We start from the raw sequence: 15421 nt of genomic DNA on the forward strand, positions 1-15421 counted from the left end.
TTCGTACCGCTCATTGGAACGATAGGTTCTTGTTTCGCTGTGAAGCCTGTCACTATCTCTTAGGCCGTTGCGGCGTAGGCATGCAGCGGCAGACGGAAGGAGTCGCGAGGATGCGAACAAAAAACCTACAGCTATCGCTGAACAGCACACAAACCCAAGGCGTTCGAGTCACTGATGCAGTCTGAGCTGCTGGCCCGCGATATCGCGGGGGAAGCGACGACCGATCTTGCTGCAGCAGACCAGCAAATAAGCGATCTGCGCAGACCGGCTTATCTGATCGGACTCATCGGAGACGGGGTTCTGCCGTCCCTGAGTCCACCGATGCACGAGCGCGAGGCGGAGTTCCACGGCCTACGCCTGGTCTACCGTCCCATCGACATGCCCAGCCTGGGACTCGGCCAGGCGGACCTGCAGGGTTTGCTCCGACACGCCCGTTTGCTCGGCTTCAACGGGATGAACATCACTCACCCGTACAAGCAAACAGTCCTCGGGCTGCTGGATGAGGTTTCGGATGACGCCCGGATCCTGCGCTCGGTGAACACCGTAGTCTTCGAGGACGACGGGCGGATGACCGGCCACAACACCGACCACCGGGGCTTCCAAAAAGGCCTCGAAGAGGGCCTCGGGGATGCAGCCCGCGATCGTGTGGTGCAGGTGGGGATCGGTGGCGCGGGATCGGCCGTGGCGTTGGCGCTCGTCCGCTCGGGCGTAGGACAGCTGACAGTCAGCGACCTGTTTCCGGAACGAGCCCACCTGCTGGCTGTAACTCTAAACACGACAGCGGGGCGGGAGGTGGTGCAGGTGGCAGATGCGGGGCAGCTGCAGGACGCCATCCGTGTCGCAGACGGCGTCGTCAACGCCACACCCATGGGCATGGACGCCCACCCCGGCACGTCATTTGACGTCAGTCTTCTCAATAGCAGCCAGTGGGTCAGCGACGTTGTCTACCGGCCGCTCCGCACCGAGCTGCTGGCCAGAGCCGAAGCCATCGACTGCCGGACGCTGGACGGAGGACGCATGTGCGTCCACCAAGGCGCCGAGGCATTCCGGCTGTTCACCGGCCTGGAACCGGATCCACAGCGCATGCGCCGCATTTTTCTTTCCCTTATTGACTCCGAACACCGCAGTTCCGAACTCGAGAAATGAGCTCCAACATGTCCATCTCCGTAAAGGGCCCGGCACCGTCGCCCGGCCACGCGCCCACACCCGTCAAGGCCGCCCTCGCCGCATTCCTTGGCTCCATGGTGGAGTACTACGACTTCTTCATCTACGGCGTTATGGCGACGCTTGTGCTGAACAAGGTGTTCTTCACCGCCGCTGATCCGGCCACCGGAACACTGCTCGCCCTGGCAACATTTGGCGTGGCCTACGTGGCCCGCCCCGTCGGCGCGTTCTTCCTCGGCCACTACGGCGACAAGCTGGGCCGCAAGAAGGTCATGGTGTTCTGCCTCCTGCTCATGGGCCTGTCCACGTTCCTCATCGGTGTCCTGCCGGACTATAACGCCATCGGCGTGTGGGCGCCGGCGCTCCTCGTCTTCCTTCGCCTGTGCCAGGGACTCTCCGCAGCCGGCGAGCAGAGCGGTGCAAGCTCGCTGACCATCGAGCACGCCCCCATGGGCAGGCGCGCGTTCTTCGCCAGCTGGACCCTGAACGGGACCCAGGCCGGCCTGATCCTGGCGAACCTCGTGTTCCTTCCCTTCGCCGCCCTCCCGCCGGAACAGCTGTACACCTGGGGCTGGCGGGTACCGTTCCTGCTCAGCGCCGTGCTCGTGATCATCGCCTTCGTCGTCCGCCGTACCCTGGATGACGCCCCGATCTTCACCGACCTTGAAGAAGACCACAAGGTCGAGAAAATGCCCATCAAGGCACTGTTCCGCGACCAGTGGCGCGACATCATCCGCGTCATCGGTTGCACAAGCGTTGGTGTGGTCAGCTCCGTCACGGCAACCTTCGGTGTGGCCTACGCCTCCAAGCCCGAATACGGGCACGCCAATGTGGTCTCTTCCAGCACCATGCTGTGGGTAGTCATTGGCGCGAACCTCGGCGCCCTGATCGTTCAGCCCCTCGCGGCGATGCTTGCGGACAGGATTGGCCGCAAGCCGGTTCTGATCACGGCTGCGGTCGGCTGCACGCTTAGCTCCTTCTTCTGGCTGAGCACGCTGACCTCGGGCAACGGCTGGCTGATCTTCCTGGGCCAGTTCACCATCACCTCCCTCTTCTATAGCTGCTACAACGCCATCTGGCCGTCCTTCTACCCGGAGCAGTTCGCGGCCAGGGTGCGCTACTCGGGTGTGGCTGTCTCCACCCAGCTGGGGGTGGTCCTCACCGGCTTCGCACCGTCCATCGCGGCCGCCATCGTGCTCAAGGGCGAAATGGGATGGCTGCCGATCGCCATCTTCGTCGCCGTCGCATCCTCAATTACCGTCGTGGCCGTTCTGTTCAGCCGCGAAACCTACAACGTCCCGCTGGAGGACCTTGGCAGGAAGAACCCCCGCCGGGTGGACCTGAAGGCCGCGCGGACCGAGCGGGTCAAAGAGACGGTCTGATCCCGGCGGCGCTCCCGCCACCTGCATCTGCGGCGCCCCGCCGGCAACACCTCAAGCTGAGGCCCCGCCCGAAACACTGGTTTCGGGGCGGGGCCTCAGCCCGTTGCCGGCAACGGCAGCCGGAACGGAGGTGCTCAGATCCTGCTCAGCTGCGTGTTGTTCCGGATCAGCCGGTTGAGCCCCATAGTGGCCGCCTGGACAGCGGGGCCCACCCTTTCCAGCTGGACGACGCCGAGCGGCCCGGAGACGCTGATGGCTGCCATCGGCTCACCGTTCTCACGCAGAATGGCGCCGGCGGCACAGCACACGCCTGCAGCCGACTCCTCCTGCTCAAATGCCACCCCGTGGGTGCGGACAGATTCCAGTTCCACGCGCAGGTCACTAGCAGAAGTGAACGTGCGCGGACCCATCTGCTCCAGCGGGCTTGAAAGGATTTCCTCCACGACGGCGGAATTGGCATAGGCCAGCAGGGCCTTGCCCACACCGGTTGCGTGGGCGGGCATCCGGCCCCCGACCCTTGAGGGCAATTGAACGCCGTCGCGACCACGGAGGATCTCGATGTAGACCACCTCACGGCCTTCGCGCACAGCCAGATGGACGGTGTGGCCGGTTGCCTGCCGCAGGTCAGCCATCGTGGCCAGCGCCAGCCTGCGGAGATCCTTGGGCCTGCGGGTGAGGGATCCCATTTCAAAAATCCGCAGCCCCAACCGAACCGACGTACCGCGGCGTTCTAGGAACTCATAGTCAATAAGTTCACGGGAAATCCGGGAGACGGTCGCCTTGGCCAGCCCTGTCCGGCGGGCGATCTCTGAGATGCCAAGATCTTCATCATTCGGGCCGAAGGCACCCAGGACCAGCGAGACCCGTCCGATCATGGATTCGGGGACGTTTCGTTCAGTGGGACACATGCTTGGAGTATGGGGCAATGAACGGCAGTATTCCAAGTGTTCGTTCCATTCACCGGCCGTCATAGGCCGGGCAACACGACTGACGGAGACAGGCATGACCAGCAGCACCCCCGACAACGACGCCGCGCAGGCACTCCTCGAGGCCTACCGGACCCGCCAGAGCGTAGCGCCCCTGACGGAAAACATCCCGGACCTGGGCGTCGAAGGAGCCTACGGGATCCAGCTTGCACAGGTACAGGCCTGGAAAGTCGAAGGCCGCATCGTCAAGGGACACAAGGTGGGCCTGACCTCCCGCGCCATGCAGGTACAGCTGGGCGTGGACCAGCCGGACTTCGGGCACCTGATGGATGACATGTTCTTCGCCGACACGGAGCCGATCAAGGCCGGCCGCTTCATCAGCCCCAAGGTGGAACCGGAGTTCGCGTTCGTCCTCGGAAAGTCCCTGACCGGTCCGGGCGTCACCGTCGCCGAAGCGCTCAGTGCCATCGACTACGTCGTCGGGGCGCTCGAGATCATCGATTCCCGGATCACCGACTGGAAGATCAAGCTGGCGGACACCATCGCCGACAACGCCTCCTCCGGCGGAGTGGTGCTCGGTTCACGGCCGGTGAACCCGGCGGACCTGGACCTGCGGACCACCGGAGTGAACCTGTCGCGGAACGGCGAACTCGTCGCCAGCGGTGCCGGCGGTGCGGTACTCGGCTCACCGCTGAACGCGCTCGTCTGGCTCGCGAACACCCTGGGTCCGCTCGGCGTCACCCTCGAGGCAGGCTCCGTCATTCTTCCCGGCTCCATGACGGCCGCCGTGGCCGCCGTGCCCGGAGACACCATCTCGGCCAGCTTCGCCGGGGGACTGGGCACAGTCACCGCGAACTTCGCCAACTGACACTATGTAAACCAAGGCACAGGAGTAACTCCATGGACCACAGTCCACGTCCCATCGCGGCCATCGTCGGCCCTGGAAACATCGGCACCGACCTGCTCATCAAACTCCAGCGCAGCGCAGCCCTCGACGTCCGCTACATGATCGGCGTCGACCCCGCCTCCGACGGCCTGCGCAGGGCACGCGACCTCGGGGTCGAAACCAGCGCCGGGGGAGTCGACTGGCTCCTCGAGCAGGACGTCCTTCCCGACGTCGTCTTCGAAGCCACCAGCGCCAAGGCCCACGAGGCGAACGCACTGCGGTACCGCGACGCCGGCATCGCCGCCGTCGACCTCACACCCGCCGCCGTCGGCCCCTTCGTCTGCCCGGCAGTAAACCTGGATAACTACCTGGCCGCGGACGACGGCAACGCACCGAACATCAACATGATCACCTGCGGCGGGCAGGCCACCATTCCCATCGTTGCCGCCATCTCAAGAATCACCCCGGTGCCGTACGCGGAAATCGTCGCCTCCATCTCCTCCCGCTCCGCCGGACCGGGAACCCGGGCGAACATCGACGAATTCACCGAGACCACCGCCCACGCCATCCAGTCCGTCGGCGGCGCCACCCGGGGCAAGGCCATCATCATCCTAAACCCCGTGGAGCCTCCCATGGTCATGCGGGACACCGTCTTCGCCGCCATCGGAGCCGACGTCGACCAAGACGCCATCACCGAATCGATCCACCGAATGGTCGCCGCGGTCCAGCAGTACGTCCCCGGCTACCGGCTCAAGTCCGAACCCCAGTTCGAGGACCCGCGCCCGGACTGGGACGGCAACGGACGCGTCGCCGTCTTCCTTGAAGTCACCGGCAACGGCGACTACCTCCCCGAATGGGCAGGCAACCTCGACATCATGACGGCAGCCGCAGCGCGCGCCGGCGAACAGCTGGCCCTGGCCTGGGCTCTTACAAGACCGGCCGCCACGACCCAGAAAGAGCAGGTGGCAGCGAAATGACCTCCATCGAACCAGCCGGCACCAACCCGCCCGTACGTATCATTGACACCACCCTGCGCGACGGCAGCCACGCCGTCAGCCACAGCTTCACTATCCAGCAGGTCGCGGATATCTCGCGGGCACTCGACAGCGCCAGTGTGCCCATCATCGAGGTGACCCACGGTGACGGCCTCGCCGGATCCTCCTTCAACTACGGCTTCTCAGCCGTCCGCGACATCGACCTGGTGGCGGCCGCCGCGGAATCTGTCACCAAGGCCAAGATCGCCGTCCTGCTGCTGCCCGGCCTCGGAACGGTAGCGGACCTCCGCGAAGCACACGCCGCCGGCGCCCGCATGGCACGCGTCGCCACCCACTCCACCGAAGCCGACGTCAGCATCCAGCACTTCCGCGCGGCCCGGGACCTGGGCATGGAAACCGCGGGCTTCCTCATGCTCTCGCACCGCACCGCGCCCGCCCAGTTGGCCCAGCAAGCGCGGATCATGGCCGACGCGGGCTGCCAGTGCGTCTACGTCGTGGACTCCGCCGGGGCACTGCTGCCCGAGGGCGTCCGGACCCGCGTTGACGCCCTGGTCCAGGAACTCGGCGACGACGCACTGGTGGGCTTCCACGGCCACCAGAACCTCTCCATGGGCGTGGCGAACTCGGTAGAGGCCTACCGCGCCGGCGCCCGCAGCATCGACGGCACCCTCCGCGCGCTGGGTGCAGGCGCCGGAAACACCCCCACCGAAGTCCTCGTCAGCGTCTTCGACGCCCTGGGGATCCCCACCGGCGTCAACGTCGAGGCAGCCCTCGCCGCCGCCGAAGAGGTACTGGCCCCCATCGTGACGCGCATGCCCGTGATGGACCGTTCCTCGATCGTTCAGGGGCGTTACGGTGTCTACAACTCGTTCCTGCTCCACGCGGAACGGGCCGCGGTGCGCTACGGCGTTCCGGCCCACCAGATCCTCCGCAGGGTCGGCGAAGCCGGCTACGTCGGAGGCCAGGAAGACATGATCATCGACGTCGCCATCGAACTGGCAGGTTTGCAGCGCCAGGCAGCCGAACACAACGAAAGAGTCCCCGCATGAGCAACGAACCCACCAACACACCGTCCGCCCAGGGCAGCGCCTGGACCGAAGAGCGCGTCGCGGACGTGCTGTACAAGCGCGAACTCGACCGGACCGACGGCGGTAAAATCACCGACGAATACCCCGAACTGGACCTGGATGCCGCCTACCGCGTCCAGCGGAAGCTCATCGACCTGAAGGTCGCCGGCGGAGAGCGCGTGATCGGCGTCAAGCTCGGCCTCACCGCCCGCGCCAAGCAGCAGCAGATGGGCATCGACTCTCCCCTCACCGCCGTCATCACCGACAAGATGGTCCTCGAAGCCGGTGTTCCGATCCCATTGGACGAACTTATCCACCCGAAGATCGAACCGGAAATCGTCTTTGTCATGAAAGAACGCCTCGCCGGCCCCGGCGTGACAGCGGCAACCGCGATGGCCGCCGTCGGCAGCGTCCACGCAGGGTTCGAGGTCATCGACAGCCGCTTCACCGACTTCAAATTCACCCTTCCCGACGTCGTGGCAGACAACGCCTCCTCCTCTAGGCTCTTCATCGGCGCCTCCGGCACCGACCCGGCAGGACTGGACCTTGCCCTCGAGGCCGTCGTCCTGTCCGTCAACGGCACCGTGGTCGCGACCGCCACCGGCGCAGCCGTCCAGGGACACCCCGGTGAGGCCCTGGCCCTGGCCGCCAATGCCCTCGCCGAACGCGGAGAGGTCATCGACGCCGGTGCGGTCGTGCTCACCGGCGGCATGACCGACGCCGTGTTCGTCCGGCCCGGAGAGCAGATCACCGCCGAGTTCACGAACCTCGGAACACTGACCGTCTGCGGCGCCTGAACCAGTCCGCGCCTCACCACATAAGCCAATTACGAAAGAAGGACGGCCATGACAGCCACCGAAGGCCAGAACTGGCAGATTGACGAATTCCTGGACACCTACCGCGAGCTGATGGGTTTCGTACCCCCGCGCATCCAGGCCCGCTTCGACCGGCTCCGGGTCACGAACCCGGAACTGCTGCTCGCAGAAGAGCGTGTCCGCAACCTGATCTGCTACACGGACAAGCTCGACCAGAAAACCGTCCAGCTGATTCTGTTCGCGGTCCTGGCCGTCAACCTGCGCGACGCCGCCAAGCTGCACGGCCTGGCCGCACGCCGCGCCGGTGCCAGCTGGGACGAGCTGCAGGCCACGATCGACCTCGCCTATCTCTTCGGCGGGCTGTCCGTGGCCAACCACGCCCCGGCCGTTCTCGACGGCATCGCCGAGCTGGAGCAGAAGAACGAAGCGGGCCTCGGCGCGTCGGCCGCACCGCGCTGACCCCACCTGCCCCTCAGACCTACCAAGACGACACATTTCGGCGGCCCCGCCGGCCGCCGCGTGCAAAGGAGCACCATGGCTGACATCTCCCACCACGCCGAACGGCTGGCTGACCCTGCGGAAGACACTTACAAGGAACCCATTTACGACGTCGCCCAGTTGGGCCACGTGGAAATCCTCAGCCCGGATCTCCAGGCCACGGCAGACTTCTTCACCCGCGTCTACGGTCTCTACACGGTGGAGGAAACTGTTGATTCCGTGTACCTGAGGGCGTGGAACGACGATGTGCGGACGTCTTTGAAGGTGACGGCAGCGGGCCAGCCCGGCCCGGGCCATGTAGCGTGGCGCTGCACCAGTCCCCAGGCCCTGGGCCGCAGGGTGGCGGCGCTGGAGGCCAAGGGAATCCACGGGCAGTGGATCGACGGGGACGTCGGGCACGGCCGTGCCTACCAGTATCGCGGCCCGGGCGGGCACCTGCAGGAGATCTACTTCGAAACGGAAAAGTTCGTCGCCCCGGAAGGACAGAAGCCTTATCTGCCCAACCAGCCCCAGAAGTATGATCCGCGTGGCGTGGCGGCAGCCCACCTGGACCACATCAACCTGCTGGTCCCCAACGTCGCCCAGGCCAGCGCCTTCGCACAGGAATCACTCGGCTTCAAGTTGCGGGAGCGTCTGGTCCCGGCCGGCACGGATCAGGAAGTCGGGGCGTGGCTTTCGGTCATGACCAAAGCCCATGACCTTGCCCTGACCCAGGAGCAGCATCCCACCGAAGGCCGGCTGCACCACCTCGCGTATGCCGTGGAAAGCCGCGAGGATGTGCTTCGCGCCGCGGACATTTTCATGGAGAACGGCGTGCCCATCGATTTCGGGCCGGCCAAGCACTCCCGCACCCAGGGGTTCTTCCTCTACGTCATCGAACCCGGCGGGAACCGGATCGAGGTGTTCTCCGGAGGCATCCATATCTTCTCGCCGGACTGGGAACCGGTCACCTGGGACACGGAGACCGGCGGGCGAAGCACGGCCTGGGGCCTGGCCACTCCGCCCAGCTTCAAGGACTACGCCACCCCGCCCTACGTGCCCGCAGCACCGGTGGCCTGAGACGTGGAAATAGTGCAGGCTGACAGCGACACCAACGCCGGCTCCTACGTGGCGAGCTTCTTCACCCTGTCCGGCAGCGGCTTCGGACAACCGCCGAGACACGCGTTCTCATACCGGGTCCGGGCCGCCGCCGAAGCAGGCTTCGACGGCATCGGCCTGCACCTGAACGAACTCACCGACCCGGCGTGGAACGAGCTCGGCACGGCCGATCCCTCGGCGGTGCTGGACCACATGGCCGGCGTCCTGCAAGGGACCGGGCTGGACGTCGTCGAAATCGAATTCGTGGGCGGCTGGTGCGACGGACCCGGCAACCCCGCCGTTGCTACGGCCGCTGAACTCATCGGCGAGGTCGCCGGGCGGCTGGCCGCCAACAATGTTGGCGGGCATCACGTCAGCGTGGGGGAGTTCACGGCCGGACCGTCCGCAGACCCGCAGCTCGCGGGCCGCGGACTGGCCGAGTTCGCCGAGGCCGTGGCCGGCACGGGTTACGTTCCCGCCATCGAGGCCTTCGCTTGGTCGAAGATCCCAGACTACGGTCTGGTCCGCGACATCCAGACCGTTACAGGCGTGGGGGGCGCCCTGGCAGATACGTGGCACGCCTTCAACACCGGCTGCACCACCGACGGGATCGCCAGGGGAGAGATGGGCCTGATCACAGCCGTCCAGCTCAACGGCGGCTACCGCGTCCACGAAGACTTCCTGGCCAACGCGCGCTCAACCCGCCGGCTGCCCGGGGACGGCGACCTCGACGGCGAAGGCTTCATCCGGGCCGTCCGCGCCGCCGGCTTCACCGGGCCCTGGTGCGTCGAAGTCAACTATCCGGAGTTCCGTGAGCTGGATGCCGCCATCGCCGCCAGCAGCAGCATCGCCGCCGCCCGGAAGCTCATGGCAGCGGCCCTCGCGCCCTCCCTGAAGCACTGAACCTTCTTCACGCCCGGTTTTGCGCGCCCATAGCCACCCAGAAAGCAGCCCATGAACAATCGCGTCCTGGTCCTGAACGGACCCAACCTGAACATGCTCGGCACCCGCGAGCCAGAAATCTACGGCAGCGACTCGATCGCCGACGTAGAACGCCTGGTCCGCGACCGCGCAGCCACCCACGGCCTGGAAGTGGACTTCCTGCAGAGCAACCACGAAGGTGACCTCATCGACGCCCTCCACCGCGGCCGCAGCGAAAACATCGGCTGCGTCATCAACCCAGCCGGACTGACCCACACGTCCGTGGCACTGCACGACGCGATCAAGGCCTCAGAACTGGACGTGGTCGAAGTCCACATCAGCAACCCCCACACACGCGAAACCTTCCGCCACCACTCCTTCGTCTCGCCCGTGGCCAAGGCTGTCATCGCCGGCGCCGGCGTCAGCGGCTACGCCTTCGGGGTCGACATCATCGCCGCCCGGCACGCCGCGAGGTCCACTTCGGAAACCACGACCGCACAGGAGAGCTGACACGTCGCAGCGAAAACTCCGCGTGGGCATCATCGGTTGCGGAAAGAACGCGATCAACCACGTCGAGGCCCTCCAGAGCATCCCCGAGGTTGCGCTGGTGGGCCGCCGCCAGGAATGGGCTGCACGTCCTGTGTGAGAAGCCCATAGCCATCACCCTCGAAGAGACCGACCGCATGATCGAGGCCTGCCGTAACGCCGGCGTGAAACTCGGTGTCCTCTTCCAGCGGCGCTTCTGGCTCGCCGCCCAGCGCATCCGCAAAAGCACTCGACGACGGGACGCTAGGCACCCCGATCCTAGGCACCTGCACGTGCGGCTGGGACGCGATGCCGACTTCTGGGCCGAGCCGTGCCGCCGCAGCTGGGACACCGAAGGTGGCGGCGTGATGATCAACCAGGGCATCCACTATCTGGAACAACCGGCGGAGTTCTCCCCGACCATAGCTCAACCAAAGGATGTCAGCGTCTGATGTAGTGCCTCTACGCGACCGTAGCGCACGGGGGTCCCGGCCTGGGACCTCCTCCGAAGAGACAGCGGGCCCAAAACGTGCTGCACTCCCCCCGTTCAATTACGACATCGATGCGCCTAAGGAGTGCGACTGATGTCGGGCTGTCGCCGTCGTAACTTGTTTCCATGATTCTCATCAATCCCAGCGCAGATTCACGGAAAGCGTTCCAAAGAGCGGGACACCGGGACGGGTCCTCAAACGGTGCTGGGTGACCAGAATGCCGTGCTTGCCCTGGGCGAGGGCCTTCGTGCGGACCGCATCCACGGCTCGGTTATCCCGTTCATGAACGCTGCCGGCGTCTTAGGGACCAACTTCTGTGAGGACGGTCGATGGAGTGGCTGTCATCCGCTCTCTTTCGGGGGATGCAGTGGGAAGTCTGATGTGGGAACGGGCGGTTTTCGCCCTACCAATGCGCCCCGAAACGCTCGCGCAGTTCGTTGATGGAAGACTCTGCCAGCCCTGAGGGTCGGGTCCTGTTCCACAGGAAGGCTGTTTCCTCCAGTTCCTCCAGCGTTGCCATGGCCGACGCCGGGGAGGCGTGCCACACGTTTGGCCCGAGCCGATCGAGCATGACGCTGCGGATGGGGGCGCCCGATTCCTTGGCAGCGATGATTGCGTCGTGCACCAGATCGGCTGCCTCGGCCGAACCGGGCGTGAAGTACGGGATGAGCGGTACTCGGCCGACTTTCATCACGAAGTAGGGCGTGATGGGAGGAAGGAACTCGCTGGCAGGGCCGGTGTGGGCCAGGGACGCGGCTACCAGTTCGCGGCTGTGCGTGTGGATGACGCACTTGGCGGCTGGATCAGCGTCATAGATCCGGCGGTGCAAGACGATCGTCTTACTCGGGCGCTCACCGGACACGTGGTTCCCTGCTGCATCGAGGAGGCTGAGGGCTTCCGGTTCCAGCCGCCCGAGCGAGGCATCGGTCGGGGTGACGAGGTATCCGTTATCGAGGCGGATGCTGATGTTTCCGGTCGTGCCGTGCACATATCCGCGGGAAAACAGTGATGCGCCGATTCTGCAGATCTCAGTTCGTGCGTCAAATTCGTTCATGTCAGTTCCTCGAATGCGAAGGTAAAGAAGTTGGGCCCGCCAAAGTTGCCTGACTTAAGCGCGACATGAAGGGGTCCGGCGAACGACTCGCCATAGGCCCAGGGGACCCCGGGGTCTATCTGCCGGCCGATGTGCAGTTCGCGGATGCCCAGCGCCTGGACGCATGCGCCCGAGGTCTCGCCGCCGGCGAGAACAAGTTGCCCCACTCCAAGGTTGACCAGCCCGACGGAAATGGCTGACAACGCGCCTTCGACAATGTTTCCGACGGACGCCGCGCCGGCAATTGCCTGTGTGGCGGAAACCGCCTCGGGGCAGGCTGTGGAGTAGAGGAGTATGGGCTCCGCCTCCTGTAGGGCGGCGGCGGCCCAATCCAGCGCTTCGGTGACGATGTCGGCGCCTGCCATCAGACGTATCGGATCAACTGCGAATTTCGGCCCGTTAAAGAGTGCTACTTGTTCGTTTGTTGCCGCGGACACGCTGCCGGCAACTATGGCGCGTTTCCCGCGGGCGGTGGGTAATTCGCCTGCACCGCTGTTGTCAAGGTTCCAGGCCGCCGGGAGCGTCAGCCCGAGCCCTGAGCTGCCTGTGACGAGCGGGAAGTCGGCGACTGCCCGGGCGATGATGGTCAGGTCGGTGTTTATCGTGGTGTCGACCACCGCGATCTCTACGCCCATGGACTTCAGTTCCTCCAGGCGCTCCCGGACCCGCCCGCTGCCGGAGGCAATGTCATCGGAGTCAACGAGGCCTACCCGCCGCCGGGTTTGGGGGGTCAGCAGCCGCACGACGTCCGAGTCGGTCATTGGGGTCAGTGGATGGGTACGCATGCTCGACTCACTGAGTGGCACGTCGTCAACGAATAGCCGGCCGTCATGGACGGTGCGGCCGGCATCGGGAAATGCCGGGGCGGCGATTGTCATCGTCGCGCCCAGGTCGTCCATTGCCGCGTCGATGACGGGTCCGATGTTGCCCGTTGGGGTGCTGTCAAAGGTTGAGCAGTATTTGATGAAGTATTTGCCGGCGCCTCTGGCGCGGAGCCAGTCCAGGGCCGCTCGTGACTCGCCCACGGCTGCCTCGGCCGGTGCCGTCCGGGACTTCAGGGCGATGACGACAGCGTCGACGTCGCCGGGGAGGTCGGAAGAGGTGGGCAGTCCGTTGATCTGTAGAACCCTTAGCCCTGCCCGCACGAGGTTGTTGGAAAGGTCCAGGGCGCCTGTGAAGTCATCGGCGATTGCCCCTACTGCCAGCGTCATGAGACGCCCACCAGGGTGTGGAGTTTTTCGAACAGCAGGTCAGGGCTGGCGAGCACCGGCACCTTGACCGACGAGGCTAGCTCCTCTTGCAGGGGTGCAAGGGAAGCCTGTGCCAGAACCAGCAGCTCCACGTTCGTGGCGAGCTCGCGCGCTGCAGATAGCACGATCCGGTCGTGTTCGGCCCGGTCTCCGGCGAAGAGGGCGGCGTAGGCCCGGGGCAGCAGGACCGGCTGGATGACGATCTGACGCGAGGCGTCCCGGGCGTGCTGAAGGAGCAGTGCGGTGCTCGCCTGAAGAGTGCTGGAGGCGGTGCAGACCAGTCCGATCCGGGTCGCCGACGTTACAGCAAGCGATGCCATGGGGTCATCGATCTTGAGGACCGGAGTTTTTAGCGAGTTCCGGGCGATGTCGACACCGGGGGACGTGGACGAACAAGTCACAACGATGAGGTCAGCGCCGGAGGCTTCGGCGATTTCCAGCTGTGTCGCGAGGCGCTCAAACACGGCGGCTGGAGGTTCTTCGCGGAGCAGATCCTGGAGCAGGCTTTCATTGAGAACATGAAATGCATCGAGGTCGGGAAATTCCGAGCTGACGCGGTCCCGGAACTGGTCCAGCACCGCGCTGACGGTGTGTACGAAGGCTAGTCTCACAATGCACCCCGGGTGTTGACGTTGATTGCGTAGAGGGAGGTTCCTGCTGCCATGAACACGCGGTTCCTGGATCTTCCACCGAAGGTGACATTGGCGCAGCGTTCGGGAAGGGCGATGTGGCCGATCGGGTCGCCGTCAGGGGCGAAAATGCGTACCCCGTCGAGTTCGGGCGTTCCCATTCCCCAACCGCACCAGAGGTTCCCGTCTTCATCGACCCGCAGCCCGTCAGGGATGCCGTCTTCGGCGTCGATGAGGACGCGCTGGTTCGTCAGGAGGTTATTGGCAACGTCGAAAGCGATGATGTTGCGGCGGGGGACGGCGCGTGACTGCACGACATACAGGGTGGATTCGTCCGGGGAGAAGGCGAGGCCGTTGGGGGAGAGGATGCCGGACGCCGCTACGGAAAGCTCGCCGGTGGCTCCGTCGATCCGGTACAGGTTGGTGGGCAGTTCTGCCTCCGCCCGGTATCCTTCGTAGTCGCCTGAGATGCCGAAGGCAGGGTCGGTGAACCACACGGAACCGTCCGACGTGGCGACAACGTCGTTGGGGGAGTTCAGAGGTTTGCCGTCCCAGGAGTCTGCGAGGACCGTGATGCTGCCGTCGTATTCGGTGCGTGTCACTCGTCGTCCGCCGTGCTCGCAGGTCACGAGGCGGCCGCCGCGGTCGCGGGTGTTGCCGTTGGCGTAGTTGGCCGGTTGCCTGAACACTGTTGATTCACCGGTCTGTTCGTCCCAGCGCATGATCCTGTCGTTGGGGATGTCGCTCCAGAGGAGCTGGCGCCCGTCGCCGAACCAGACGGGCCCTTCGGCCCATCGGAATCCGGTGGCGAGTCGTTCGACCTTTGCCAGGACTACTACGTATTTCTGGAAGCGTTCATCGAGGACCCGGACGGCGGGGTCGGGGAACCTGTCCGCGGGGCGCCAGTCGTTCACGACGCGGCCTCCTCTGCGACGCCCCCGCCCAGTCCGTCGACGATCTGGGCTGCACCGCTGTTGACGATGGAGGTATCTGTGGCGACGCCGACAACGTGGATGCCCTGGGTGAGCCTTGACTTGGCTTCGCGCTGGTTGAGGGTGAGGTAGCCTGCGGGTTTGTTGATGGCGCGCAGCCGGCGGAAGGCGTCCTCGATGGCTGCCTGGACCTCGGGATGCTGGGTCTCTCCGAGGTGGCCGAGGGATGCGGCGAGGTCCGCTGGGCCTATGAAGATGCCGTCCACGCCCGGTACGGCCGCAATCTTTTCCAGATTCTTGAGGCCGGTTGTGGTTTCAATCTGGACGAGGATGCAGATATCTGCTGCCGCGGTTTTCAGGTAGGCCGTGTTCTGGCCATAGTCTGCTGCCCGGGAGCTGCCTGAGACACCTCGCACGCCTTCGGGCGCGTAGCGGGTGTAGCTGACGGCGGCGGCGGCGGCTTCGGCTGTGTCCACGGAAGGGATGAGGAGGTTACGGGCGCCGGCGTCGAGCAGACGTTTGATGAGGACCATGTCAGACCAGGCGGGGCGGACGATAGCGCCGACTCCGCTGTTGTCAAGTACACGCAGTTGGGAGATGACGTCGGCCATCTCGGTGGGCGAGTGCTCTGTGTCGATCATTACCCAGTCGAATCCCCACCCGGCCAAAAGCTCGATGAGAGAGGCACAGTTGAGGGTCGCGAACAGGCCCATCTGCTGCTCACGGGCCAGCAGGCGGCGTTTAAAGTGGTTCTCTGTCGTCGTCATGGT

The 15421-nt window shown here is 65.2% G+C and carries 17 protein-coding genes; 11 read left to right on the forward strand and 6 right to left on the reverse strand.

The features are described from left to right. Positions 1 to 174: 174 nt before the first annotated feature. Together J7I89_RS21450 and J7I89_RS21455 are read left to right on the forward strand one after the other, a co-directional pair. Positions 175 to 1146, forward strand: coding sequence for a shikimate dehydrogenase (locus J7I89_RS21450; RefSeq protein WP_214974529.1), 972 nt, complete (start codon positions 175 to 177; stop codon positions 1144 to 1146). Positions 1147 to 1154: 8 nt separating this feature from the next. Beyond that, positions 1155 to 2546, forward strand: coding sequence for an MFS transporter (locus J7I89_RS21455; RefSeq protein WP_214974531.1), 1392 nt, complete (start codon positions 1155 to 1157; stop codon positions 2544 to 2546). 134 nt (positions 2547 to 2680) lie between these two features. Here the strand turns inward: J7I89_RS21455 and J7I89_RS21460 are convergent, their stop codons facing one another. Further along, entirely contained in the window at positions 2681 to 3454 is a 774-nt protein-coding gene (locus tag J7I89_RS21460; protein ID WP_214974533.1) for an IclR family transcriptional regulator, read from the reverse strand. A 94-nt stretch (positions 3455 to 3548) separates the two neighbouring features. On the opposite strand from J7I89_RS21460, the gene J7I89_RS21465 reads away from it, so the two are divergent. The 9 genes from J7I89_RS21465 to J7I89_RS21505 all read left to right on the forward strand — a co-directional run bounded on the left by J7I89_RS21465 (position 3549) and on the right by J7I89_RS21505 (position 10708). Beyond that, entirely contained in the window at positions 3549 to 4340 is a 792-nt protein-coding gene (locus tag J7I89_RS21465) for a 2-keto-4-pentenoate hydratase (protein ID WP_214974535.1), read from the forward strand. Between the two features lie 32 nt (positions 4341 to 4372). Then, on the forward strand, positions 4373 to 5335 hold the full coding sequence (locus J7I89_RS21470) for an acetaldehyde dehydrogenase (acetylating) (protein ID WP_214974537.1): 963 nt from the start codon (positions 4373 to 4375) through the stop codon (positions 5333 to 5335). After that, positions 5332 to 6402, forward strand: a complete 1071-nt coding sequence (gene dmpG, locus J7I89_RS21475; protein WP_214974544.1) for a 4-hydroxy-2-oxovalerate aldolase — start codon at positions 5332 to 5334, stop codon at positions 6400 to 6402. The genes J7I89_RS21470 and dmpG overlap by 4 nt, the downstream gene beginning before the upstream one ends. Continuing rightward, complete coding sequence (locus J7I89_RS21480) at positions 6399 to 7217, forward strand: 2-keto-4-pentenoate hydratase (RefSeq protein WP_214974546.1); 819 nt, start codon at positions 6399 to 6401, stop codon at positions 7215 to 7217. The genes dmpG and J7I89_RS21480 overlap by 4 nt, the downstream gene beginning before the upstream one ends. 48 nt (positions 7218 to 7265) lie before the next feature. Further along, entirely contained in the window at positions 7266 to 7694 is a 429-nt protein-coding gene (locus J7I89_RS21485; protein ID WP_214974548.1) for a carboxymuconolactone decarboxylase family protein, read from the forward strand. Between the two features lie 75 nt (positions 7695 to 7769). Next, positions 7770 to 8792, forward strand: a complete 1023-nt coding sequence (locus J7I89_RS21490; RefSeq protein WP_214974550.1) for a VOC family protein — start codon at positions 7770 to 7772, stop codon at positions 8790 to 8792. A gap of 3 nt (positions 8793 to 8795) precedes the next feature. Next, positions 8796 to 9713 carry a sugar phosphate isomerase/epimerase gene (locus J7I89_RS21495; protein WP_214974552.1) on the forward strand — a complete coding sequence of 306 codons (918 nt, stop codon included), beginning with the start codon at positions 8796 to 8798 and terminating at the stop codon, positions 9711 to 9713. Between the two features lie 51 nt (positions 9714 to 9764). Next, positions 9765 to 10241, forward strand: a complete 477-nt coding sequence (gene aroQ / locus J7I89_RS21500) for a type II 3-dehydroquinate dehydratase (protein WP_214974554.1) — start codon at positions 9765 to 9767, stop codon at positions 10239 to 10241. Between the two features lie 173 nt (positions 10242 to 10414). Continuing rightward, positions 10415 to 10708 (forward strand): hypothetical protein, encoded by a 294-nt coding sequence (locus tag J7I89_RS21505; protein WP_251045673.1) that lies wholly within the window; start codon positions 10415 to 10417, stop codon positions 10706 to 10708. 442 nt (positions 10709 to 11150) lie between these two features. Here the strand turns inward: J7I89_RS21505 and J7I89_RS21510 are convergent, their stop codons facing one another. The 5 genes from J7I89_RS21510 to J7I89_RS21530 are packed head-to-tail and all read right to left on the reverse strand — an operon-like array spanning position 11151 to position 15418. After that, the gene (locus tag J7I89_RS21510; protein WP_214974559.1) at positions 11151 to 11801 is read right to left on the reverse strand and encodes an aldolase; all 651 of its coding nucleotides are present in this window, start codon (positions 11799 to 11801) and stop codon (positions 11151 to 11153) included. Beyond that, on the reverse strand, positions 11798 to 13051 hold the full coding sequence (otnK, locus tag J7I89_RS21515) for a 3-oxo-tetronate kinase (RefSeq protein WP_214974561.1): 1254 nt from the start codon (positions 13049 to 13051) through the stop codon (positions 11798 to 11800). The genes J7I89_RS21510 and otnK overlap by 4 nt, the downstream gene beginning before the upstream one ends. Continuing rightward, positions 13048 to 13701 carry an aspartate/glutamate racemase family protein gene (locus tag J7I89_RS21520; protein ID WP_214974563.1) on the reverse strand — a complete coding sequence of 218 codons (654 nt, stop codon included), beginning with the start codon at positions 13699 to 13701 and terminating at the stop codon, positions 13048 to 13050. The genes otnK and J7I89_RS21520 overlap by 4 nt, the downstream gene beginning before the upstream one ends. Then, on the reverse strand, positions 13698 to 14633 hold the full coding sequence (locus J7I89_RS21525; RefSeq protein ID WP_214974565.1) for an SMP-30/gluconolactonase/LRE family protein: 936 nt from the start codon (positions 14631 to 14633) through the stop codon (positions 13698 to 13700). Before J7I89_RS21525 ends, J7I89_RS21520 begins: the two co-directional genes overlap by 4 nt. After that, entirely contained in the window at positions 14630 to 15418 is a 789-nt protein-coding gene (locus J7I89_RS21530; RefSeq protein WP_214974567.1) for an HpcH/HpaI aldolase/citrate lyase family protein, read from the reverse strand. Before J7I89_RS21530 ends, J7I89_RS21525 begins: the two co-directional genes overlap by 4 nt. Positions 15419 to 15421: the final 3 nt, after the last annotated feature.

It is taken from the genome of Arthrobacter sp. ISL-5 (assembly GCF_018613835.1).
Classification (GTDB): domain Bacteria; phylum Actinomycetota; class Actinomycetes; order Actinomycetales; family Micrococcaceae; genus Arthrobacter.

Bases quoted from the DNA above. Each gene is read 5' to 3' on its own strand.
- otnK (WP_214974561.1), bottom strand. From the start codon at position 13,051: ATGACGCTGGCAGTAGGGGCAATCGCCGATGACTTCACAGGCGCCCTG.
- J7I89_RS21510 (WP_214974559.1), bottom strand. From the start codon at position 11,801: ATGAACGAATTTGACGCACGAACTGAGATCTGCAGAATCGGCGCATCA.
- J7I89_RS21455 (WP_214974531.1), top strand. From the start codon at position 1,155: ATGTCCATCTCCGTAAAGGGCCCGGCACCGTCGCCCGGCCACGCGCCC.
- J7I89_RS21480 (WP_214974546.1), top strand. From the start codon at position 6,399: ATGAGCAACGAACCCACCAACACACCGTCCGCCCAGGGCAGCGCCTGG.
- J7I89_RS21465 (WP_214974535.1), top strand. From the start codon at position 3,549: ATGACCAGCAGCACCCCCGACAACGACGCCGCGCAGGCACTCCTCGAG.
- J7I89_RS21470 (WP_214974537.1), top strand. From the start codon at position 4,373: ATGGACCACAGTCCACGTCCCATCGCGGCCATCGTCGGCCCTGGAAAC.
- J7I89_RS21490 (WP_214974550.1), top strand. From the start codon at position 7,770: ATGGCTGACATCTCCCACCACGCCGAACGGCTGGCTGACCCTGCGGAA.
- J7I89_RS21485 (WP_214974548.1), top strand. From the start codon at position 7,266: ATGACAGCCACCGAAGGCCAGAACTGGCAGATTGACGAATTCCTGGAC.
- J7I89_RS21450 (WP_214974529.1), top strand. From the start codon at position 175: ATGCAGTCTGAGCTGCTGGCCCGCGATATCGCGGGGGAAGCGACGACC.
- aroQ (WP_214974554.1), top strand. From the start codon at position 9,765: ATGAACAATCGCGTCCTGGTCCTGAACGGACCCAACCTGAACATGCTC.
- J7I89_RS21530 (WP_214974567.1), bottom strand. From the start codon at position 15,418: ATGACGACGACAGAGAACCACTTTAAACGCCGCCTGCTGGCCCGTGAG.
- J7I89_RS21505 (WP_251045673.1), top strand. From the start codon at position 10,415: ATGATCGAGGCCTGCCGTAACGCCGGCGTGAAACTCGGTGTCCTCTTC.
- dmpG (WP_214974544.1), top strand. From the start codon at position 5,332: ATGACCTCCATCGAACCAGCCGGCACCAACCCGCCCGTACGTATCATT.
- J7I89_RS21460 (WP_214974533.1), bottom strand. From the start codon at position 3,454: ATGTGTCCCACTGAACGAAACGTCCCCGAATCCATGATCGGACGGGTC.